This is a genomic window from Bacillus thermozeamaize, from assembly GCA_002159075.1.
In the GTDB taxonomy this organism is placed as follows: domain Bacteria; phylum Bacillota; class Bacilli; order ZCTH02-B2; family ZCTH02-B2; genus Bacillus_BB; species Bacillus_BB thermozeamaize.
This window is the reverse complement of the sequence record LZRT01000010.1, coordinates 25,621-48,277: the sequence shown is the minus strand read 5'-3', so window position 1 is coordinate 48,277 and position 22,657 is coordinate 25,621. Positions and strand designations below refer to the sequence as shown.

Below are 22,657 nucleotides of genomic sequence, written 5' to 3'. Positions count from 1 at the left end.
AAAGCTCGCAAGGGGCATCAGGGAGGTAGCCGACGGAAAAATGGCCAAACAGCGGCTGGATAAAGTGTTATCCCGGGCAGGACTGGGCAGCCGAAAAGAGGTGAAAAGGCTTGTCAAAGCGGGGCGCGTTAGCGTCAACGGCAGCATCGCAACTGACGGCGGCCAACATGTCGATCCGGATGTGGACAAGATCGAGGTGAATGATCGTCCCATTGTCTACAGGGAATGGATTTACCTGATGATGTACAAGCCCAAGGGCGTGATCACAGCCACTGTAGACCCTGTACTGCCGACCGTTTTGGATCTGCTGGATGGAGCATATGCTGCCCATTCTCCCTTTCCCGTCGGGCGGCTGGATCGGTATACGGAAGGCCTTCTCCTGCTGACCAACGATGGTTCCCTGGCGCATCGCCTCCTTTCGCCCAAGTACCGGGTTCCCAAAACGTATGCGGCATTGATCCGGGGGCATGTGACGGAGCAGGATGTCGCGCAATTTGCCGCGGGAATCGTGCTTGAGGATGGCACACAGACGCAGCCGGCCATTCTGAAGGTTTTAGAACCGGGGGCGCATTCACGCGTGGAAGTGACGATCTATGAAGGGAAATTCCACCAGGTGAAACGGATGTTTCGAGCAGTGGGGAAGCAGGTCGTGGAGTTAAAGCGCCTGTCGATGGGGCCCCTGGTGCTTGACCCCGCCCTGTCTCCGGGACAGTACCGGCATTTGACGGCGGATGAGGTGCAGATGCTGAAAAAAACTGTCGGGCAAGGGGATTAAAGTGCCAATTGAATGAATTCCGGAGACCACTCCAGGATTTTCGAGGCCACCCAGGAGCCGGAAATGGTGTTTTCCAGGCCGGGAAACAGGGAGATGAGAGAGAACAGGAGAAAAAGAATCAGGGCGGTTTTCATCACGGACAGGCACAATCCCAGCCAGCGATTGACCGTGGAGAGAACCGGTATCGCATGGACGATTCCCAACAACGAGCCCAGCCAGCGAATCAGAAGGCGCACGGCGAAAAAGAGCAAGAGAAAGGAAAGGATCTTCAGCGGCAGCATGCCCAGCTCCAGTGATCCAACCGAAATCTTCAGCACGGGAATGGAGAAAAGGGAGGCCAGCTGGTGAGCCAGATCCTGATATCCTGCCCATGCCGCAACCAAAGCGATCACCAGGGACAACAGGTTGAATAATTGCCGAAGAAACCCCTGCCGGTATCCAATCCAGGCAGCGGAAAGCAGCAGAAAAAACAGGACAAGATCAATCCAATGAGGCATGGTCATTTCCCTTCCTCATCGATGAGCTGGAGCAGTTCTTCATATTCCTCTTTCAGGCGGAAGTATTCGTCGGCCAGATTGAGTGCGGTGAGGACGGCGATTTTCGTCGTATCCAGGTAAAGATGTTTATCCGCGATGGCACGCATCTTTTGATCGACATACTCCGCCACTCCATGGATCCATTCTGCAGAAGCGTCGCCGCGAATCGTGTATGTTTTTCCCAAAATCTCTACAGTTACACGGTTTTTTTCCCCATCGGCCACAACATTTCCTCCTCATGGTCCTCCCAGTTGTTCCAGACATCTTAGTCCATCCTGGATATTCTGTCAAGAGCTGGATGAACGCTTTGCCTGAACGCTGCCCTGGACATAGTCCCGCCACCTTCGGGGCAATCGATATTTCCGGTACAGGATGAAGCACAAAATGCCGAAGGCCGCCATGGCGATGCCCGGCCAGAAGAAAAGGGAAAGGGAAGGGGTGTTTTCATTCTGCTTTTCTTCCGGCAGCGGGACGGCTTCCGCTGCATAAAGGGGCACCTGTATGGCCGGCTGGTTGCCCCATTGAATCTTCAAAAGACCAACCTGTTGCCCTTTATGTATCGGATAGCGGAGAGGTTCCAGTATCACCTGTCTGGTGATGGGCTCCTCTTTCATGGATGCGTGTGCGACGGGGCGTTGGACATGAATCTCCCTGCTGGTGCGCAGCGCGATTTCCCGCGAGCGGTCTCTTTCGAAAAAACGTTCTTTTTCAGAGACGACAGGGATTGGTTCAAACGCCTCAAATCCGTAATCCATGAGCAGTTTCAAGTCGCGGTACATTTGTGGCTGGGAAGGGGCTGAGAGGCAGACGGCGATGAGCTCGCTTTCCCCTTTTTTTGCCGTGGCGACAAAGGTTTGTTTGGCGATGGAGGTATAGCCGTTTTTGATGCCCGTTGCTCCTTCGTATTGCCAGAGAAGTTTGTTGTGATTGACAAGTTGCGATTCCCACTCTTTCCCGTTCCAGGGCATCGTCTTGGTGGCGACGATTTCCCTGAAAATGGGGCTGCGCATCGCATATTGCGCAATTTTGGCCATATCCCGCGCGGTGGTGTAATGATTTTCGTCATGCAATCCGGATGGGTTGACAAAGTGGGAGTGGGTCGCACCGAGCTCTTTGGCCTTCTGGTTCATCATTCGGGCAAAGGCCTCCACGGAACCCCCGATATGCTCAGCAATCGCCACTGCCGCGTCGTTGCCGGAGTTGAGCATCATCGCGTACAACAACTCACGCAGGCTTTTCAGTTCCCCCGGCACCAAGTAAACGCGTGTTCCGTCCACCCGGGTGGCTGCCTCCGAAACGGATACCGGCTCGTCCAGATTGCCGTTTTCGATCGCTACGATCGCCGTGAGAATTTTGGTGATGCTGGCCGGGTAAAATCTTTGATCCGCCTGTTTTTCGTATAAAACCTGGCCGGTGTTTGCATCGATCAGAATGGCTGCCGCCGATGTCAAATCGGGCGGTTCGATGTCCGGCGGAACCTGTTCGGGTTGGGCCTGGGCGCCGGATGCAGACAGCAGCCAGGCGAGGAGACACAAACAAAGCAGGAAACCTGTTTTTGCAAAAAGTGCATCCTGTTGTGAAGACAAATCCGGCATGAACCTTTTTCACCTCGAACTTCCCGCAAACGACAACGTGTCGCACAATTTGTACACCCTTGATTTTATCATAAGGCGGGACAGGTCTCCATCGTTGCTTTTGACGGGCAAAAAAAAAGCGCGTGAAGCGCGTTCAACTGAACAATTTGAAACGCCGTTCTTTTTTTCGCCGGTGTCCCCGGGTAGCCAACTCCAGCATCTCAATGGTAAACTGCATTTCTCTGAAATTGTTGGAGACTTTTTCCCGGAGATCCGTCATTTCTTCTTTCAAATTACGGATGTCTTCATGGATCGTAATGGCTTGCCTGTGTTCCTCTTTTTGCCGTTGCAGCACTTCATCGTATTTTTGCAGCATGTCTTTCTGATACATTTCCATATTGGAGACGCGTTCTTCAAGCAAGGTAACCATATCCAGCGTTTGCTTGAGCACTTGATAGGAAACATCCTGGCGGATGGGAACTACCTTCTCGCCATCCGGATCCTGGCTTGTCGCGGCAAGGCCGGAAGCGGATTCCTGACGAAGCAGGTTCTTGCGGACTTCGTTCATCGAGGCGCCCGGTTGTTCCATCGCCTTGACCACTTCCGCAAAACGTTGATAACCGTCCTGATCCACGACCCAGTGCCCCTTATCATTGGTGGATGGCTGGATGTATTCGTGAAAATAATCCAGCCAGGCTCTTACTTTTCGCGGGTTCATGTTGAACGCTTCGGACAAGTCGCGTGTTCCGTACTCCGTTTTCAGGGTTCTGGCTTGTTGTTCCATCATGCGGTTCCTCCTTCCCTTGCAATATGGTACCAGTTACTTTAATCGTTTCGCGGGGAAGGGAAGAAATCCTGCCGCGTTGACAAAGGTTCCAATGAAGCCGCAAATGTTCTGAAAACCTGACAACGGGGGAAAGGGATTTCGACAATGTTCGGTAAAGAAAAAAGCAGGCGCATTGTCCTGCTTTGATTTTGATCACGATGAGTGATCGCATGCCGTTTGAGGCTTATTCGTTTTCCCTGTCTCCGCCTCCCGCATTCCCGAGACGGATTCTGGTCGGCACGAACATATCCACCACGCCGATGACCAGGGCCGCCAACAGGGCGCCTAAAACCGTCACTCGCATGTCGGGGACGATAAATTGGGCAATATAGATGATCACCGCGCTGACCAGAAAGCCGACGATGCCCCGGGCATAGGGAGAGATATCGTCCCCGAAAAAGGTTTCCACAACCCAGCCGAGGGCGGCGATGACGACGGCGGCCAGAAGGGCGCTCCAAAATCCCTGAACGGAAAAGCCCGGGACGATGAAGCCGACCACCATCAACACAATCGCGGCAACGACAAATCGGATAAGATGGCGGACAATCGTCATCTCAATATTCCTCCTTAAATCGAATGTAAAATCATCAAAATGGAAATCCATCAATAGAATCGACACAAACCTGCTGTATTCATCTTTACGGTTTTATTGTGGCTGATTGGAAATCCCCTTATACGCTTGAAATGGAGCAATTCATTGCCATTGTCCGGCAGGATTGAGGTATACTGAAGGTGAAGCAGGAGGGAATGGCTTGGAACAAGACACGTTAAAGCGGCTGGAATTTGACAAGGTATGCCAGATGTTGCAAAAACATGCCCGTTTTTCCCGTTCGCGGGAAATGGCCTTTTCCCTTTGGCCCACCACTGTTCCTGAAGAGGCAAAGCAGTGGCTCAGTCAGACAGATGAAGGGTACCGCCTGCTCGTCAAGTTTGGCGATCCGCCGTTCGGGGGGATTCGGGATATATCATCCAGTGTGGACCGCGCGGGAAGAGGCGGGCTGCTTTTGCCGGAAGAATTGCTGGCAGTGCAGCTGACGCTGGAGGGGTCGCGGAAATTGAAACGGTTTCTCCTCAAACACACGGAAAAGGAGGCGCCCGTTTTTCCTTATCTGCGCACGCAGGCGGAGGAGATCGAGGAATTTCCGGCTGTCGAAAATGCGATTGCGGCTGCTGTCGATGAACAGGCCGCCATCCGCGATGAAGCCAGTCCGGAACTGGCGCGGATCCGCCGCCAGATGAGGAACCTGGAAAACCGGATGAGGGAAAGGCTGGAGGCGATGATCCGCGATCCGAATGTGATCCGGATGCTGCAGGAGCCGCTCGTCACTGTACGGCATGATCATTTGGTGCTGCCTGTGAAAGCGCATTTCCGGAATGTGTTTGGCGGGGTGGTGTATGACCAGTCAGCCAGCGGTTCAACCCTGTTTATCGAACCGGATGCGGTGGCCCGCGATAACCTCAAGCTGCAGGAGCTGCGCGTACAGGAGCAGAAGGAAGAGGAGCGCATCCTTCGCCGCTTGTCTGCCATGGTGGGAGAGGTTCGCGAGCCGCTGCTCCGGTTGGTGGAAAAGTTGGCGGAACTGGATCTGGTCATGGCCAAGGCGCGCCTTGCAAGGGAAATGGGAGCCTGCCGCCCAAAGCTCAACGATCAGGGGCTGATTCGGCTGCGAAAAGCGAAGCACCCTCTGATCGATCCGGCGACGGTTGTGCCGATTGACGTGGAACTGGGGGCCGCTTTTCGCACCCTCGTGATCACCGGGCCGAACACGGGCGGGAAGACGGTGACGCTCAAGACCATCGGCCTGCTGTCATGCATGGCGATGGCCGGCCTGTTTGTCCCCGCTGCAGAGGGAACGGAACTGGCTGTGTTCTCCGGAATCTATGTGGATATCGGGGATGAACAAAGCATCGAGCAAAACCTGAGCACCTTTTCCAGCCACATGCGGAATATCATTGGGATGTTGGAAAAGGCGGACGGAAAAGCCTTGCTTCTTTTTGATGAATTGGGAGCGGGAACCGACCCGCAAGAAGGGGCAGCCCTGGCGATTGCCATTCTGGAAGAAGTGCACCGGCGCGGCTGCCGGGTGGTGGCGACGACGCATTACAGCGAACTGAAGGCCTATGCCTACAACCGGGAAGGCGTTTCCAATGCCAGTGTTGAATTTGACGTGGAATCGCTGCGGCCCACGTATCGCCTGATGATGGGGGTGCCTGGCAGAAGCAACGCCTTTGCTATTGCCGAGCGCTTGGGTCTGCCCAAACACGTGCTGGAAATGGCGCGGGAGCAGGTGGATGAAGACAGCCGGCAATTGGAAGCGATGGTCAGTTCCTTGGAGCAGCGCCATCAGCAGATGGAAGAGCAGTTGGAGGAAGTGGCCGCCCTGCGCAGGGAGCTTGCGGAAAAAGAGCAGCAACTGGCGCGCCGCGAGAGGGAGCTCGCGAGAGAGCGGCAGCGGCTGCAGGCGGAGATGTCCCAGAAGGTGCATGATGTGGTTGAGGCCGCGCGCAAGGAGGCGGCCGGATTGCTTGACGAACTGAAGGAATTGGTGAAACAAGGCGCTGCCGTCAAGCCGCACCAGATCATCGAATGGGAGAAAAAGCTGGAACAAATTTCCTCAAGCCATGAACAGTCCAGAAAACGGTCCGACACTGAGCGGGGCGAGAGTGGGGATGCGCCTGCCGAGCCGATTCTTCCCGGCAGCGAGGTGTTGGTGCTTCCCTTTGGGCAGCGCGGCACCGTGGTGGAACTGCAGGGCGAACAGGCGCTGGTTCAGATGGGCCAAATTAAACTCAGCCTGGGCAAGGATCAGCTCAAGCCGGTTCAGGCCGAGAAAAAGCAGCCGCCGGCGCCTCCTATGGTACGGGTGGTGACCCAGGAGCGGGCCGTTCGGCCGGAACTGGACCTGCGCGGCCACCGTGTGGATGAGGCGCTCGCGAAATTGGACAAGTATCTGGATGAGGTGAGCCTGGCCGGACTGAAACAGGTGGTTCTCATCCACGGTAAGGGAACGGGCAGTCTGCGCCAGGGGATTCAGGAATACTTGCGGAAGCATCCGCAGGTCGGCTCGTACCGGCTTGGCAATTACAACGAAGGCGGCAGCGGCGTCACCGTCGTCCAGTTGAAATAAGGGGCGGTTCCCCGCAACATCCCGACCACCATGATGGGTGGGCGGGATGTTGCTTTTTTATCGCCATGATTTTGCCCATGATTTTGTGTTTTTTCCGCTGAATGGGGAAAAACAAGGATAAAGGGATACGGCAGACAAGCCAATCACCTGTCCCTGGATACCAAGGGTAACTGCCTCAGAGGAGGAAGCATGTTCCTGGATCGTTCTGCCAAATGGCTCCTGACGATCAACGCTTCATTTGCCGTTTCTGTCGCTTTGTCCAGCACCTTTGTCAATGTCTACCTATGGAAAGTGAAAAGCGATTACACCATGATCGGCCTGTTCAACCTGTTCCAATACCTCATGATTGCCATGACCTTCGTCCTTGCAGGATGGCTGGTCAAGCGCCGGGACCGCGTGGTTACCCTGCGCATCGGGGTTGTCGTATTGGCCTTGTTTTACCTTTCCGTGTTGTTGCTCGGCAAGCGCTCGGTGGATCATGTGTTGTGGCTGGGGGCCTTGTTGGGCGTTGGGAACGGCTTTTACTGGCTGGGCTACAATGTCCTGTATTTTGAAATTACGGAACCTGACAACCGGGATCGGTACAATGGAGCCGATGGTCTGTTCACCTCTCTTTCCGAAATCATTGCGCCGCTGTTGTCGGGTTGGCTGATCATGACGTTGTCCGACTTGTGGGGTTACTACGTGATCTTCGGGATTTCACTGGGGATTTTTTTGCTTGCGATCTTCATGACTTTTTTTCTCCCCAAACGGCCTTTGAAGGGCAGGTACGCCCTTTGTGCCGTTTACCGCCAGTCCCGGCAGAAGACGAAGTGGCATTATGCCATGCTGGCCTCCATTGGCCAGGGACTTCCCGACGCGGTGTTTGTGTTTCTCATTGGTTTGCTGGTGTATGTGGTGACCGGAAGCGAATGGAAATTGGGGCTGTTTTTCTTTGTCACAGCCGGGGTATCGCTGGTGGCATACTTCCTGGTCGGGCGGTTCATCAGGCGGAGCTGGCGGAATGCGTTTATCCTCCTGGGCGCGTTGATGATGTCCATTGCGGTCATTCCCAGTCTTTTTCAAACCCATTTTTGGACGATTATCCTTTTCGGGATTGGCCTCAGCCTGTTTGCGCCGTTTTTTCTCATCCCCTTGACCTCGACGGTGTTTGACCTCATTGGAGCCAACCGTTGGCGCGTCAAGACACGCGTTGAACATGTCGTCATGCGCGAGCTGGCCCTCAGCGTCGGGCGCCTGCTGGGGATTGTCGCCTTTCTCGTCTGGGTCCAGCTGACGCAGAAGACAGGTCACTTGCTCCTTTTGATCTTTATCCTCAGCCTGCTGCAGTGTTTTTCCTGGTTTTTCATGAAAAAAGCGGATGGGGTGCAGGACCGATGACGACAGCGGCGGAATTGATGCGGGAAAAGGTTTCGAGAAAATTGGACGAGAACGTGCAGCGGATGAACCACATTCTCGGCGTGGGCAAGAGTTTTGATGTGATCTGCCGCCATTATCAGCTTGCAGGCAGGCGGTTGGCCCTGTATTTTGTCGATGGCCTGGCCAAGGATGAGATCATGCAGCTCATCATGCAGCGCCTGGCAACGCTTAAGCGCGAGGATCTGGCTCCGGATGCGATGCAGAAACTGCTCCATACCCATTTGGGGTATCTGGAAGTGGAGACGCTGGATGCGCTCGAGGAGATCGTCACCGCCGTGCTGTCGGGCCCGCTGGCGCTGTTTGTTGACGGGGAGGAGCGGGCTCTGGTCATTGACGCCCGGACCTATCCGTCCCGGCAACCTGAGGAACCGGATATTGAGCGGGTGGTGCGCGGGGCACGGGACGGATTTACGGAGACGCTGATTTTCAACACGGCCCTCACTCGCCGGCGGGTGCGCGATCCTTCCTTGCGAATGGAATACCTTCAGATCGGGCGCCGTTCCAAAACGGATATCTGCCTGGCCTACCTGGAGGATGTGGCCGACCCCGAGCTGGTGGAAATGTTGCGGAAGCGGTTGAACCAGTTCCATCTTGACGGGTTGCCGATGGCCGAAAAGACGTTGGAAGAGTTTATTTTCCGCAAGAATTGGAACCCTTTTCCGCTGGTCCGTTACACGGAACGTCCCGACGTGGCGGCCGTCCATCTCCTGGAAGGCCATGTGCTCATCTATACGGATACCTCTCCCAGTGTCATGATCACGCCGACCACCCTGTTTCATCATGTCCAGCATGCCGAAGAGTACCGGCAGAAACCGATCGTGGGGGCTTTTTTGCGCTGGGTGCGGTTTTTGGCGATGTTCGCCTCTGTCTTCATCCCACCCTTGTGGTTGCTCCTGGTGATGGAACCGGAGATGACGGGAGAGAAGTGGGACTTCATCCGTCCGGAAACGGGAAAACCGATTTCCGTTTTTTGGCAGTTCTTCCTCGCCGACCTGGAAGTAGACATTTTGCGGATGGCGGCCATCCACACGCCGTCTTCCCTTGCTGCGGCCATCGGGATTGTGGCGGCCATTCTGATCGGTCAGGTGGCTGTGGATGTGGGGTTGTTTTCCAACGAGGTGATTCTTTACTTATCCATTGCGGCCATCGGCACCTTTGCCACGCCGAGTTACGAACTGAGCCTGGCCAACCGGCTGGTACGGCTGTTTTTGCTTGTCGTGGTGGTTCTCTTTCGCCTTCCGGGATTGGTGGCGGCTCTGATTTTCCTCTTTCTCCTGCTGGCCACCACGCGTTCTTTGAATACACCTTATTTGTGGCCGCTGATTCCATTCAACGGGCCGGCGCTGCTGGACATCCTGGTTCGCGCTCCCGTCCCCAGCAAACGGAAACGTCCCAGCGCCATTTCTCCCCAGGATCCGGATCGCTTGGATCGCTAAGCGTGTTCGTGTCACGAAATTCACGAAATTGAAGATTGTCCCTCCGTCGGCCTGATTGATATAATTATGGTAATTATGGCATGAAATTCCATCAATGAGGATCATCAGGGCTGGAGGAAGGGAGAGGCACTATGGTGGAGAAGAACTGGTTTGAGAAATGGCTGTTCTGGATGGACTGGCGAATCGGGACGCAGGTTGTGGTCGGCTTCTTGCTGGTCATCGCGATCTTTACGGCGGGGGTGGTGTTCAACGGGTTGCGGATTCAGAGTGTCTCGGAAGATTTCAACCAGATCGGCCAGACGGCTCAGGCGGCGGATGAGGTGTTCCGCATGCAAAGCCTGATTCAGGAAAAGATGATGATGCTCAATTTGTATTTCCTGAAGCCGGGTGAGGGGATCTATCAGGCCTATCAGTCCAAGGTCAAGGAACTGGAACCGCTGTGGGACAGGATCCCTTCCTTGCTGTCTTCACCGGCGGAAAAACAGCTGCTGGCCGCGGTGCGGGCAGAGGACCAGAAGCTGAACCAGTGGTTTGCGGAGCAAAGCGCTAAAGTCAGGGCAAATGGGGCTGGGATGGGGGACTCTGAGGACTCTGAGCGGCAAGACGACCCTGATCCGCTGGTACAGCTGGTTCAGATCAACGAGGCGATGACCAACCACTATACCGCCATCAACGGTTCTTTGCAGCAGCTCAACGCCCTCTTGAACCAGTCGGTCCATAAGCAACAGCAACAGGGGCAGTCCCATCTGAACCATTCCAACCTGATTCTGTTTTTGACGCTCGGCCTGGCCATCCTTTGCAGCGTGATCATCGCTTACTTTACCCGCATGGCGGTGCGGCCCATCAGCGAAATCACGCATATGGCGCAACAAGTGGCGGCCGGCAATTTGCGGGTTGAGGCCAGCGGGGTGCCTTTCAAAAATGAGTTCAGCCACCTGTCGCGCGGGATGAATCAGATGGTGGAAAATCTTCGCCTGCTGGTCGGGGAAATCGGCCAGGCGGGACAGGAGCTTTCGCGAGCGTCAGAAGGGGTATCAACCAGCGTGGAACAGTCGCTCAAGGCCAATGAACAGGTGGTCAAGGCAATTCAGGAGGTGGCCGCCGGAACAGAAAGCCAGGAGACGATTGCGGAAGAGACAGCGCGCGCGATGGATGAGATGGCTGGCGGTGTGAGCCGGATTGCCGAAACCTCTTCTGTTGTCTCCGAGGTGGCAGTGAACATGGCGGAAGAGGCCAGTCAAGGGAATCAATCCGTGCAGCAGGCGGTGGATCAGATGCGCACGATCCAGCAGTCCGCCCGTGAACTGTCCCGCGTGCTGAACGACTGGAAGGAACGCTCCGCGGAAATTGGCCAGATCATTGAGGCCATCACCGACATTGCCTCCCAGACCAATCTCCTGGCTCTCAATGCGGCAATTGAGGCTGCCCGGGCGGGAGAATACGGCAGAGGCTTTACGGTGGTAGCCGAGGAGGTTCGCAAGCTCTCCGATCAATCGGCCAGCTCGGCGCAGCAAATTGCCGAAGTGATCCAGAACATCCAGCAGGGCATCAGCACGTCGATGAAGGCGATGGACGAGGTAATGAAAGAGGTGGATTCGGGGATGACCATGGTCCACGAGGCGGGGCAGGCCTTCGAGAAAATCCTTCAGGAGGCGAAGCGGGTGTCCGGGGAGGTTCAGGACATCTCGGCTTCCACACAGGAAATGTCAGCCATCTCTGAACAGATTGCCGCTTCGATGGCCGATGCGGTCCAAAACACCAAGCAGCTTGCCGCCCATGCCCAGTCTGTGGCCGCCGCTTCCGAAGAGCAACTGGCCACGATGGATGAAATGCATGCTTCTGCCGAACGGCTGAGCCGTATGGCTCAGGAGCTGGAACGGTTGATCGGCCGGTTCCAGGTGTAGTCTTGTTCGTATGGCTTTTATGTTCGCAGGGCTTTAACGATAGTTGACAAACTGGAGATCCACCGGCAGATCGGCTTCTTTCAGCATGTGAATCACCTTTTGCAGATCGTCGCGGCTTTTTCCGGAGACGCGCAGCTGATCTCCCTGGATCTGGCACTTCACTTTGATCCCGGAATCCCGGATCAACTTGCTGATTTGTTTGGCTTGATCCTGCTGGATCCCCTGTTTAATCACAGCCCGTTGCCGTACGTTGCCACCGGCAGCGGGTTCTACTTTTTGGTAATCCAGGCTTTTCAGGGAGACCCCACGCCGGATCAGCTTGCTGGCAAGAACGTCTTTTACCTGTTCCAATTTAAATTCGTCATCGGAGAGAATGACGATCTCTTCCCCTTCCAGGGTGATACGGCTTTTGCTGCCTTTGAAATCATAGCGGGTTTCGATTTCCTTCATCGCTTGTTGGATGGCGTTGGTCACCTCGGCCAGGTTGACTTTGGACACGATGTCAAAGGAGTTTTCTTTTGCCATTTCGTTCCTCCTGTTAGGCTTTTTTTCCAGTATACCATGAACAAGCCGCAAGGATATCACCAAGGGTCAAAACAAAAAAGACGCCGCCTGAAAGGGGCGTCTGGGTGAAAGGGGATTGGGCAATTTAGGCCATGCCGACCACTTCGTAGCCTTCCTCGGCGATGGCTTTTTTCATCTCTTCAGTGGACACTTTCCCTGGCTCATAATCCACCGCGACGGTTTTTTTGTCCAGATCCACTGTGGCGGACGAAACGCCGTTAAGTCCGCGAACCGCTTTTTCCACGGCAGCCTTGCAATGGCCACAGGTCATTCCTTCTACTTTGAGCACAACATGCGCCGCCATTTCATTTGCCTCCTTACGCTGAAGAATCAAACCACGTATGGGATCTGATACATGTATGGGGTATAAGATTTATCGCTTTGATCTTACCAAACTTTTGCGTCTCCGGTCAATTCCGGCAACCTGGGACGGAAACGAGCATAAAATGCATGCAAAAAGCATGCGAACGGTAACGATGAGGCACACTGCAGATACACGGGCCTGTATCGGATATTGAGAAACAGGCGCCCTGAACTTATAATATGGATACGGGGTAATGGTATTCGATGCGATTCGACCCGCTTCGACCCTTTTTCGGGTCGTCGAAGCGGCCATTGAAGCAGCCGTTTTAAAGAGAGAGGCGACACATATTTAGGAGGGAGCAGGAATGTCAGCCGATTTGACAAGGGAAGCCTCCGGACAAAACCGGCAAAACCGGCAGAACCCGTCACATCGCAAAGCGATATTGGAGATTACCGGAATGACATGTGCAGCCTGTGCCAACAGGGTGGAACGGGCGTTGAACAAGGTGGAGGGTGTGGTTCAGGCCAATGTCAACCTGGCCAGCGAGAAAGCCACCGTGCGATACGTATCTGGCATGATTGGGGTGGATGCGTTGATCGCTGCCGTGGAAAAAGCCGGTTACCAAGCCAGGGAATCGGTTGCGGTCGACGAAGTGGCGAAAAAAGAAGCGCGGCAGCGTCGGGAACGCCGGCAATTGACCGCTTTTCTCCTTGGCGCATTGGTTTCCCTCCCCTTTCTCGTTCAGATGGTGGGGGATCTGACCGGTTTGCCATGGATGATGCCGCCATGGTTGCAGTTTGTCCTTGCTTCCGTCGTCCAATTCACGATTGGCTGGCGGTTTATTCGCGGCGCCTACCATGCGCTGCGGGGAGGCAGCGCCAACATGGACGTGCTGGTGGCGATGGGGACGCTGGCGGCTTACAGTTACAGCAGTGTGCTCTTTTTCATGGGGGCGCATGAAGGATTTTATTTTGAGGCCAGTGTGATCATCATCACGTTAATCCTGCTCGGGAAGTTCATGGAATCGCGCGCCAAGGGACGCACCTCAGAGGCGATGAAGAAGTTGATGGGTCTTCAGGCCAAGATGGCACACGTGATTCGCGACGGCCAGGTGGTGGATGTGCCTGTTGAGGAGGTGCAGGTGGGCGACCAGTTGCTTGTCAAGTCAGGCGAAAAGATCCCGGTGGACGGTGTGGTGGTGGAAGGACAGACGACGGTGGATGAGTCCATGCTGACTGGGGAAAGCCTGCCCGTGTCCAAAAGTCCCGGCGACAGGGTCGTGGGTGCCACGCTGAACAAACACGGCGCCATCCGGATGCGGGCGACGAAAGTGGGCAAGGATACGGTTCTCTCCCAGATCATCCGGATGGTGGAAGAGGCGCAAGGGTCAAAAGCGCCCATCCAGGATTTGGCGGACCGGATTTCCGGGATCTTTGTCCCGATTGTGGTCAGTCTCGCCCTTGTTACCTTCCTGTTGACATGGTGGTTTGCAGGGTTTACCCCGGCGCTCATCCATGCTGTGGCCGTGCTGGTGATTGCTTGTCCTTGCGCGCTCGGCCTGGCCACGCCGACCGCGATCATGGTCGGAACCGGGAAAGGCGCTGAAAACGGGGTGTTGATCAAAGGCGCGGAACACCTGCAGGCGTTGCAGGATGTAAACGCGGTGATCCTGGACAAGACCGGGACGATCACCAAGGGAGAACCGGAACTGACTGATGTGGTGGCGCTGGGCAATCTCCGTAAGGAGCAGTTGTTGCAAATGGTGGCCAGTGCCGAACAGGCTTCCGAGCATCCCCTGGCTCAGGCCATCGTCCGGGGTGCCCGCCAGCGCGGGCTGAAGCTGCAAGAAGTCAGTCAGTTTGAGGCGGTGCCGGGCCACGGCATTCGTGCCAGGGTGGGCGATGAGACGCTTTTTGTGGGGAACAAAACATGGATCGCGATGCAAGCCGTCAACCTCGAACCCTATCTGCCGGCCATCGATGCGCTGGAAGGGCAGGGGAAGACGGTGATGTTGGCCGCCAAACGCGGCAGATTATTGGGTTATCTGGCCGTAGCCGATACCGTTAAGGAAACATCGGCGCAGGCTGTTGCCGAGCTGCATCAAATGGGGATAGAAGTGTACATGCTGACTGGTGACAACCGCCGGACAGCCGAGGCGATCGCCGCCCAAGTGGGGATCGATCAGGTGTTTGCGGAAGTTCTGCCGGAAGAAAAGGCGGCCTGGGTGAAAAAGCTGCAGCAGCAAGGAAAACGGGTAGCCATGGTAGGTGACGGAATCAATGATGCTCCCGCCCTGGCAACGGCTGATGTGGGGATTGCCATCGGTACCGGAACAGATGTGGCGATGGAGGCGGCGGATATCACGCTGATGCGCGGTGACCTGTTGTCCCTCGTGGCCTGCATTCAGCTCTCTCAAGCCACCATGCGCAAGATCAAGCAAAATCTTGGTTGGGCGTTCGGTTACAACATTTTGTTGATTCCGGTGGCTGCAGTCGGCTTGTTGAACCCGATTCTGGCCGGCGCGGCCATGGCCTTCAGTTCCGTTTCCGTCGTCACCAATGCCCTTCTTCTGAACCGCTGGAGACCTAAAGTAAAAAGCAAACCACTTATCCGGACGCATCAGGCAGCATAGGATAGAAGTGAAGCCTCTCCGCCCATAAAGACGGGAGAGGCTTTCCCCGTTTTTAACGAACAGACGCTTTGTTCGTGAGGTGTTTGCTGCGCAATTGCCCGCATGCCGCATCAATATCGGTGCCGTGCTCCCGGCGGATGCCGCAGTTGATGCCTTTTTTCTTGAGCGTTTCATAAAATGTCTGAATGGCTTGGGGAGAACTGCGCTGGTATTGCTGGAATTCGTTTACAGGATTATAGGGAATGAGGTTCACATAGACCAGATGGCGCATCGGGCGAACCAGTTCGGCCAGCTGGAGCGCCTCTTCTGGATGATCATTGACATCCTTCAGCAAGATGTACTCAAATGTGATGCGGCGGTTGGTTTTGGCCAAATAATACCGGCAAGCTTCCATCAATTCTTTTAAGGGATAGGCCTTGTTGATTTTCATGATTTCCGTGCGCAGTTTGTCATTGGGCGCGTGCAGCGATACCGCCAAATTGACTTGCAAATTGGCGTCGGCGAAGGCATAGATTTTGGGAACGATCCCGCTGGTGGACACGGTGATGTGCCTGGCCCCGATAGCCAGACCCTGCGGTGCGTTGACGATGCGCAGGAACTGCATTAAATTGTCATAATTGTCAAAAGGCTCTCCGATCCCCATCACCACAAGATGACTGACCCGTTGCCCCGGTTCATGGCGGTCAAGGTACTGTTGAACCTTCACCACTTGCTCAACCATCTCTCCGCTTGACAGATCGCGGTTTTTGGACAGCAAGCCACTGGCACAAAACGAACAGCCGATATTGCACCCCACCTGCGTGGTCACACAGACAGACAAACCATACCGGTGTCTCATCAAAACCGTTTCGATCAGATGGCTGTCCGCCAATTTGAACAGAAACTTAATCGTTCCGTCGGCTGCCCGTTGATTCAGTTGTTCGCTCATGGATTGCATGCAAAAGTGCTCCTGCAATATTTGCAAGCATTCACGATTGACATTTTTCATCTCCGGCCAGTCATGGACCGATGCTTATACAGCCAATCCCAGACTTGTTTGGTCCGAAACGTTTTCTGTCCACGTTCCCTCAGCCAATCCGACAGTTGTTCGAAGGTGATTCCGTAGATGGATGGTTTCATGGCTCTCCCCTCCCTTTTTTCATCAGGGACAATCTTCCGCTTATCATACCATATCTTGTTTTTGCTCGTCTGGCAGGATTGCTGCAGGCCATGCTCTCCATTGCTTATCCTTTCATCATTTCCTCGATTTGCTTCAACTTTTTCTTTTCCTCACACGCTTTTTTCTTGTCGTTTGTCCATGCTTTCTGATTCATTTCTTGCAGTTCCTTATACAACTTGTTATCCGTCGTGACATGAAGCTCGGCTTCTGGAAATTGCTTTTCAAGCCTCTCAAATGTTTCCTTTCGGATGGATTTCAGGCGCAGGCGGTTAAAATTGCTGACCTTTAACGCCACATTCAGTTGATCGTCGATTTGGACGGCCACCGCATCATCCACGCCTTTCGTCTTGCGGGCCAGCTGAATGGCCTGTTGTTCTTGATCAAAGTGCCGCACGGGCACCTCCTGACACTTTTTGTCTTCTGATCCACCTTGCGGTTTTTGATTGGGCTGGGGAGAACAGGCGCTGACCAATATGAAAGCTGACAGCAAGCAAACCAGCAGGCGCATGGGCATCGTCATTCCTCCTCTGCAGACAGGGATATATCTTGGCTGATTCTGAGACATACTTAAGAAAGAATCAATGCTTCTCGCATATTGACCTGTTTAAGTAAGGAACGGATCCGTTCGAGGCGTCTTGTATCGGTTGTAACATGTTTCGGTTTACATGAGGAAATGCTTCCCATTTCATGGGGATTTATTCACGAGAGAAGCAAGGAAAGAAGCAAGGAACATCTGATCAGGAGGCATGCAAAAATGACTGTCGGAACCCAGGTCAAAAAGACGGCTGTCCTGCTCAAAGGGATTGAGGCGACGATTCGCGCCTACGCGGAGACCACCCAGCATCCCGAAGCCAAGGAAATCTGGTCCAGACAAATTCCGCGCGTGGAAGAGGTGATTGATCAGCTGGAAAAACGGGTTCAGACATTGGAGAGAGAGGAACCGCAGTATAAGGGATATTAGGACAAGGATGAGATAAGGATAAGATTGAAGCAGAGAGGAAGACGATCGTGCCAGAGTATGCAGCCGTACTCATCAAAACTTTTCTTCTGTTCTTTGCCGTCATACTCATCAGCCGCCTGGTGGGCCGCCGCTGGCTGGCGGCAAGAACAGGCTGGGAACGCGTTTGGATGATGATATTCGCTTTTTTTGTCGCTGGTTTGGCGGTCAACCTGATTCCGCTCAGGGAGGGGCTCTTGGCACTTGCCATGTGGACGGGCCTGGCTGTGCTTGTCAACTATATGATGCTCAAGAGCAAGGCCGTGCGGGATTTGCTGGAGGGGCGGGAAATTGTCGCCATTCAGCATGGGAAGGTATTGGAAGACAACCTCTGGGAGGCGCGGATGAACCCGGAAGATTTCTTGCGCCAGCTCAGGAGCAAACAAATTTTTCAGGTGGCGGATGTGGATTTTGCCGTGATCGAGTCGGACGGGGAGGTCAATGTGCTGCTGAAGTCGGATCAAAAGCCCCTGACCCCGGCTGATTTTGGACGCGTGGCCGCCCCTGAGGACGCGCCGCAGACCGTGATTCTTGATGGAAACATTCTCGATGAAGGATTGCGGAATTTGGGATTGAACCGGGGCTGGCTTCTCAATGAACTGGAAAAAAAAGGGATTTCCGCTGAAAACGTGTTGATCGGACAGGTGGATTCACATGGCGACTTGTACGTGGACCTGTTTGACGATGCCTTGCAGGTGCCACCGCCTTCAACGCGACAATTGCTGGAGGCGCAGCTTGAACAGGCAGAAGCCGATTTGCGGAGCTATTCTCTGGAGGTAAAGGATCCGGCCGTTCAGGCGATGTTTCAAGAGTGTTCCGATAAAATGAGGCAAGTCCGCCAGGAATTGGAACCATTGCTTCGTTGAAGGGAGGATGAGCCATGTCCCACAAGAAAAAGAAAAAAATGACTCCTACCCAGCAAAAATATCACGTTTTTGCGAAGGGGAGAGAACCTCACCGGCCGGTTTTCCTCAACTGTGTCAAAGCGTTTGTTGTCGGTGGCACCATTTCTTTGATCGGTCAGGGGATCTCCACCTTTTATATGACCTTTTTCAACTTCACGGAAAGGACGGCCGGCGATCCGACCGTGGCCACCTTGATCTTTCTCTCTGCATTATTGACGGGGTTGGGAGTATATGACCGGCTTGGCCAATGGTCAGGGGCCGGTTCTGCCATTCCGGTGACCGGGTTTGCCAACACCATTGCCTCGGCCGCGATTGACTATCGGACGGAGGGGTTTGTCCTGGGGGTCGGCGGCAACATGTTCAAACTGGCCGGCTCGGTGATTGTCTTTGGTGTCTTTTCCGCCTTTGTCGTCGCGATGCTGAAGACGATTTGGCTGACATGGGTGGTTGGGGGTGCGGGCGGATGAGGAAGGGCCGAACATGGCTTTTTCCCGGCAAGCCGGCGATCCTTGCCTCCGCGGCAGTCGGGGGGCCCATGGAGGCACGGGGACCGCTCGCCCGAGATTTCGATGTGTTGCACGAGGATTTCTGGCTTGGCCAGGACAGTTTCGAAAAGGCGGAGCGAAAATTGTTGGAACAAGCTTGTGAAAAAGCCATTGCCAAGGCCGGGATGAAAAAAGAGGATATCCAGGTTTTTTTGGCCGGCGATTTGATGAACCAGATCATCACCTCCAATTTTACTGCCCGGACGTTGGCCGCGCCTTACCTCGGGCTGTTTGGCGCCTGTTCCACGTCTATGGAAGGGTTGGCGCTGGCCGCCTTGATCGTGGATGCGGGGAAGGCGGAACGGGTGCTGACCGGAGCGGCCAGTCACAATGCCGCCTCGGAGCGGCAGTATCGCTATCCCACAGAATACGGTGCGCAAAAGCCTGACACCGCGCAGTGGACCGTCACCGGGGCGGGAGCAGGAGTGGTGGTCAAAGAAGGAAAAGGGCCCCGGATCACCGCAGCGACCATCGGCCGGGTAGTGGACATGGGAATTCAGGATCCGTTCAATATGGGCGCGGCGATGGCACCGGCAGCAGTGGACACGATTGAGACCCACTTGCGTGATTTGCAGCTGGACGCCGATTATTATGATCTCATCCTGACGGGGGACCTGGCCCGTGTCGGCCATCGGATCTGTATCGATTTGCTCTCGGAACATGGCATGGCCATACCGCAGGACCGTTTTGCCGATTGCGGCCTGATGATCTACCGTGAGGACCAGCAAGTGTTTGCAGGAGCAAGCGGCGCCGCCTGTTCCGCGACTGTTTTTTACGGACATATTTTGCGGGAGATGGAACGGGGAAATCTCAACCGCGTGCTGATGGTGGCGACGGGGGCCCTCCTTTCCCCGATTTCCTTTCAGCAAAAGGAGAGCATTCCTTGTATTGCGCATGCTGTTGCGGTGGAAAGGGTGAATGAGGGTTGATTTATTTCTGGGCTTTTGTCGTCGGGGGTCTTATCTGTGTCATAGGCCAGTTGATGTTTGATGTGCTCAAGCTGACTCCTGCGCATACCACCAGTGCGCTGGTGGTCGCCGGCGCGATTCTGGGAGGGCTGGAGTTATATGAACCCTTGATTGATTTTGCCGGAGCGGGAGCCACGGTACCGATTACCAGCTTCGGGAATTCGCTGGTTCACGGCGCCATGGCGGAGGCCGAACGGAGCGGCCTGGTGGGCGTGCTGACCGGGATTTTTGAAGTGACCAGCGCAGGGATTTCGGCCGCCATCATTTTTGGCTTTTTGATGGCGTTGATCTTCCGTTCGAAGGGATGAGCCGGATGAATCTCATGACAAGAGATGTATTGACGCAGCCAATCCACTACTGGTAAAGTGGGAATAGCACTGGGAGCCCGTTCCGCCGGGGATGGGCTTTCTTCTTTTAGCGTCGTGAGTGGAGAAAGAAAGGACGGATGACGCGATGGAATTTGAACTGAGCCCCGCAGAAAAGCAGGAGGTTGAGCGGCAGTATGCCCTTTTGCGGCGCGGCGTGGCCGAGATCGTGCCGGAGGAGGAGTTGTGGCGGAAACTGGCCCGCAGCATCAGGACAGGCCAACCGCTGCGCGTCAAGTTGGGCCTGGACCCTTCTGCGCCGGATATTCATCTGGGGCATACCGTTGTTTTACATAAGTTGCGCCAGTTTCAGGAACTGGGGCACGAAGTTCACCTTGTGATCGGCGACTTTACGGGGCGCATCGGCGATCCGACGGGAAAATCGGAGACGCGCAAACAGCTGACGGAAGAGGATGTCAAGCGAAATGCGCGAACCTATGTGGAGCAGTTTGCCAAGGTGCTGGATACGTCCAAAGCGGTTTTGCATTACAACAGCCAGTGGCTGGCCCCTCTCACCTTCGCGCAAGTGATTGAGCTGGCGGCAAAAATTACGGTGGCCCGGATGCTGGAGAGGGAAGATTTTGCCAAGCGAATGCAGATGGAGCAGCCGATCAGCGTCCATGAGTTTTTCTATCCGTTGATGCAAGGGTATGATTCAGTCGCTTTGAAGGCCGATGTGGAGCTGGGAGGAACCGATCAGAAGTTCAATCTGTTGATGGGCCGCATGTTGCAGCGCGAATACGGACAGGAGCCCCAGGTGGCGGTGATGATGCCGCTCATCGAGGGGCTGGATGGCGTACAGAAGATGAGCAAAAGCCTTGGCAACTACATCGGTGTGAATGATGCGCCGCAGGAGATGTACGGAAAAACCATGTCGGTGCCCGATGAGTTGATGCCGAAATATTACGAGCTGTTGACCGACCTCCCCCTGGAAGAAGTGGCGCAGATTCGAACGCAGCTGGAAAACGGGCGGCTTCATCCCCGCGATGCCAAGATGCGCTTGGCGAGAACGCTTGTTCGTATGTATCACGGTGATGCGGCGGCAGATGAGGCTGAGCGTCATTTTGTCACCGTGTTTCAACAAGGTGCTTTGCCGGATGAAATTCCGGATGTTTCCATTTCCCGGGAAATCGCACGAGATGGAAGCATCTGGATTGTCCAATTGCTGACGGCCTTGAACCTGGTGCCCTCCAATGCGGAAGCTCGCCGGATGATTCAACAGGGCGGGGTTCGGATTGACGGTGAAAGGGTGGATGATGTGAATCGCCAGGTTGTCGTCCGTGACGGCATGATCGTGCAGGTCGGGAAACGCAAGTTTGCCCGGGTAAAGCTGGACTGAAGCGTGCTGATCTCGGCAAATGCCATGAGAAATGCCATGGGAAAGGCGATAAAACATAAAAAAAGCTGCTTTTGCAAGGCGGCAAACGCCTTGCGAGCAGCTTTTTGCTTTATTGCGTGGCTTTTATCGCGTGATTGCGTGATGATTACGTCTGGCTATTATCCTTCCTGGGCGAATTGACGTGCCAGGTTGAACACTTCACCCAGTCGGCGGACGGTTTCTTCCGCTTCCTTGATAATCCGTTCCATCAGTTCTTTGGCGGTGGGAACGTCTTGAATCAGGCCGACCGATTGTCCGCAGGACCAGACGCCGCCGTCAATATCCCCATCAAAGTACACCGCCTTGCTCCGTTGTCCGGTGATGTAGGGGAGGAGTTCCTCCAGGCCTTTGCCTTCCTGTTCCAGTTCCATCACCTTGCGGCTGACTTCGTTGAGCGCCACGCGCGAGGGCGATTTGATATTTTTCTGTATGATGGTGGTTTGTGTTTCATCTGCCTCGATCATCCACTGCTTCACCTTTTCGTGGACGATGGATTCCTTGACGGCCATGAAGCGGGTGCCCATCACCACGCCTTCCGCGCCTAATGCCAGTGCCGCCGCCACACCTTGACCCGTGGCAAAACCGCCGCCGGCGAGCACCGGAATCTTGACGGACTGGACCGTCCGCGGAATGAGGACGACCGCGCCGATATCTTCCATGCCCGGGTGCCCGCCCGTTTCAAAGCCGACCACGCTGACCGCATCGACACCGACCCGCTCTGCCGTACGCGCGTATTTGACCCCCGGAACCTTGTGGATCACAATACAACCGCCATCTTTAAGCGGTTTCATGATGGGTTCAGGGCTGCGGCCGCTGGTTTCGACGATCCGGACTCCTTCTTCCAGCAGAACTTCGATATAGGCTTCATTGGGGATCGGCCGGCTGCTGGGAAAGAGACTGAGGTTGACGGCAAAAGGTTTTTTGGTCAGTGATTTTACCCGCCGGATTTCGCGGCGCAGGTTTTCCGGTTCGCCTTGGGTGACGGAGGTGATTGTTCCCAGTCCTCCTGCTTCCGAGACCGCCGCCGCCAGTTCCGCCCGTCCTACCTGAAACATTCCTCCCAGCATGATCGGATATTCGATGCCGACCAATTCTGTAAAGCGTGTCTTGATCATCGTCTTCACATCCTTGTCTCGTGATTGTTTTTTGTTTTCTTTATTTTTTATTTGTTTTATTAAATAAAAATAGATCAGAGATGATGACGGTTGCGAATCTCCATGGCAAAACACGTCATTTGGCCAC

General features: G+C 54.8%; 21 protein-coding genes and 1 pseudogene. 12 read left to right on the top strand and 10 right to left on the bottom strand.

All coding sequences use genetic code 11. The features are described from left to right. Window positions 1-40: 40 nt before the first annotated feature. A complete protein-coding gene (locus BAA01_07215; GenBank protein OUM90761.1) occupies window positions 41-775 on the top strand; it encodes a 16S rRNA pseudouridine(516) synthase in 735 nt (244 codons plus the stop codon). Here the strand turns inward: BAA01_07215 and BAA01_07210 are convergent. From BAA01_07210 to BAA01_07190, 5 genes are all read right to left on the bottom strand, one after another. Further along, window positions 772-1,272, bottom strand: a complete 501-nt coding sequence (locus BAA01_07210; protein ID OUM90760.1) for a hypothetical protein — start codon at window positions 1,270-1,272, stop codon at window positions 772-774. The two genes, BAA01_07215 and BAA01_07210, sit on opposite strands and share 4 nt — an antisense overlap. A gap of 2 nt (window positions 1,273-1,274) precedes the next feature. After that, window positions 1,275-1,535 carry a Z ring-associated protein gene (locus tag BAA01_07205; GenBank protein OUM90759.1) on the bottom strand — a complete coding sequence of 87 codons (261 nt, stop codon included), beginning with the start codon at window positions 1,533-1,535 and terminating at the stop codon, window positions 1,275-1,277. Between the two features lie 63 nt (window positions 1,536-1,598). Next, entirely contained in the window at window positions 1,599-2,906 is a 1,308-nt protein-coding gene (locus BAA01_07200) for a hypothetical protein (protein OUM90758.1), read from the bottom strand. Window positions 2,907-3,039: 133 nt separating this feature from the next. Beyond that, window positions 3,040-3,672, bottom strand: coding sequence for a hypothetical protein (locus BAA01_07195; GenBank protein ID OUM90757.1), 633 nt, complete (start codon window positions 3,670-3,672; stop codon window positions 3,040-3,042). 223 nt (window positions 3,673-3,895) lie between these two features. Further along, window positions 3,896-4,264, bottom strand: coding sequence for a hypothetical protein (locus tag BAA01_07190; GenBank protein OUM90756.1), 369 nt, complete (start codon window positions 4,262-4,264; stop codon window positions 3,896-3,898). Window positions 4,265-4,463: 199 nt separating this feature from the next. Here BAA01_07190 and BAA01_07185 point away from each other — a divergent pair, with 199 nt between their 5' ends. From BAA01_07185 to BAA01_07170, 4 genes are all read left to right on the top strand, one after another. Next, window positions 4,464-6,839, top strand: coding sequence for a hypothetical protein (locus BAA01_07185; GenBank protein OUM90755.1), 2,376 nt, complete (start codon window positions 4,464-4,466; stop codon window positions 6,837-6,839). A gap of 189 nt (window positions 6,840-7,028) precedes the next feature. Then, a complete protein-coding gene (locus tag BAA01_07180; GenBank protein ID OUM90754.1) occupies window positions 7,029-8,219 on the top strand; it encodes a hypothetical protein in 1,191 nt (396 codons plus the stop codon). Further along, entirely contained in the window at window positions 8,216-9,694 is a 1,479-nt protein-coding gene (locus tag BAA01_07175) for a hypothetical protein (protein ID OUM90753.1), read from the top strand. Before BAA01_07180 ends, BAA01_07175 begins: the two co-directional genes overlap by 4 nt. A 131-nt stretch (window positions 9,695-9,825) precedes the next feature. Beyond that, window positions 9,826-11,598: a hypothetical protein gene (locus tag BAA01_07170; GenBank protein OUM90752.1), complete on the top strand. Its 1,773-nt coding sequence runs from the start codon at window positions 9,826-9,828 to the stop codon at window positions 11,596-11,598. Window positions 11,599-11,631: 33 nt separating this feature from the next. On the opposite strand, the gene BAA01_07165 is transcribed toward BAA01_07170, so the two are convergent. Continuing rightward, on the bottom strand, window positions 11,632-12,123 hold the full coding sequence (locus tag BAA01_07165; protein OUM90751.1) for a YajQ family cyclic di-GMP-binding protein: 492 nt from the start codon (window positions 12,121-12,123) through the stop codon (window positions 11,632-11,634). A gap of 124 nt (window positions 12,124-12,247) precedes the next feature. Next, window positions 12,248-12,466, bottom strand: coding sequence for a hypothetical protein (locus tag BAA01_07160; protein ID OUM90750.1), 219 nt, complete (start codon window positions 12,464-12,466; stop codon window positions 12,248-12,250). Window positions 12,467-12,830: 364 nt separating this feature from the next. Between BAA01_07160 and BAA01_07155 the strand changes: the two genes are divergently transcribed. Beyond that, window positions 12,831-15,098, top strand: coding sequence for a copper-translocating P-type ATPase (locus BAA01_07155; protein OUM90749.1), 2,268 nt, complete (start codon window positions 12,831-12,833; stop codon window positions 15,096-15,098). Window positions 15,099-15,150: 52 nt separating this feature from the next. On the opposite strand, the pseudogene BAA01_07150 reads toward BAA01_07155, so the two are convergent. Together BAA01_07150 and BAA01_07145 are read right to left on the bottom strand one after the other, a co-directional pair. After that, window positions 15,151-16,217: pseudogene (locus tag BAA01_07150) on the bottom strand (23S rRNA (adenine(2503)-C(2))-methyltransferase RlmN). Between the two features lie 104 nt (window positions 16,218-16,321). Beyond that, window positions 16,322-16,765 carry a sporulation protein gene (locus BAA01_07145; GenBank protein ID OUM90841.1) on the bottom strand — a complete coding sequence of 148 codons (444 nt, stop codon included), beginning with the start codon at window positions 16,763-16,765 and terminating at the stop codon, window positions 16,322-16,324. Between the two features lie 246 nt (window positions 16,766-17,011). Between BAA01_07145 and BAA01_07140 the strand changes: the two genes are divergently transcribed. The 6 genes from BAA01_07140 (at window position 17,012) to BAA01_07115 (ending at window position 21,376) form a co-directional block, all read left to right on the top strand. Next, on the top strand, window positions 17,012-17,218 hold the full coding sequence (locus BAA01_07140) for a DUF1657 domain-containing protein (protein ID OUM90840.1): 207 nt from the start codon (window positions 17,012-17,014) through the stop codon (window positions 17,216-17,218). Between the two features lie 47 nt (window positions 17,219-17,265). Then, window positions 17,266-18,120 (top strand): hypothetical protein, encoded by an 855-nt coding sequence (locus tag BAA01_07135; GenBank protein ID OUM90748.1) that lies wholly within the window; start codon window positions 17,266-17,268, stop codon window positions 18,118-18,120. A 14-nt stretch (window positions 18,121-18,134) separates the two neighbouring features. Then, window positions 18,135-18,626 (top strand): stage V sporulation protein AC, encoded by a 492-nt coding sequence (locus BAA01_07130; GenBank protein ID OUM90747.1) that lies wholly within the window; start codon window positions 18,135-18,137, stop codon window positions 18,624-18,626. Beyond that, window positions 18,623-19,633, top strand: coding sequence for a stage V sporulation protein AD (locus tag BAA01_07125; GenBank protein ID OUM90746.1), 1,011 nt, complete (start codon window positions 18,623-18,625; stop codon window positions 19,631-19,633). The genes BAA01_07130 and BAA01_07125 overlap by 4 nt, the downstream gene beginning before the upstream one ends. Next, entirely contained in the window at window positions 19,630-19,980 is a 351-nt protein-coding gene (locus BAA01_07120; GenBank protein ID OUM90745.1) for a stage V sporulation protein AE, read from the top strand. The genes BAA01_07125 and BAA01_07120 overlap by 4 nt, the downstream gene beginning before the upstream one ends. 145 nt (window positions 19,981-20,125) lie before the next feature. Then, entirely contained in the window at window positions 20,126-21,376 is a 1,251-nt protein-coding gene (locus tag BAA01_07115) for a tyrosine--tRNA ligase (protein ID OUM90744.1), read from the top strand. A gap of 158 nt (window positions 21,377-21,534) precedes the next feature. Here the strand turns inward: BAA01_07115 and BAA01_07110 are convergent, their stop codons facing one another. Then, window positions 21,535-22,530: a nitronate monooxygenase gene (locus BAA01_07110; GenBank protein ID OUM90743.1), complete on the bottom strand. Its 996-nt coding sequence runs from the start codon at window positions 22,528-22,530 to the stop codon at window positions 21,535-21,537. Window positions 22,531-22,657 lie beyond the last annotated feature (127 nt).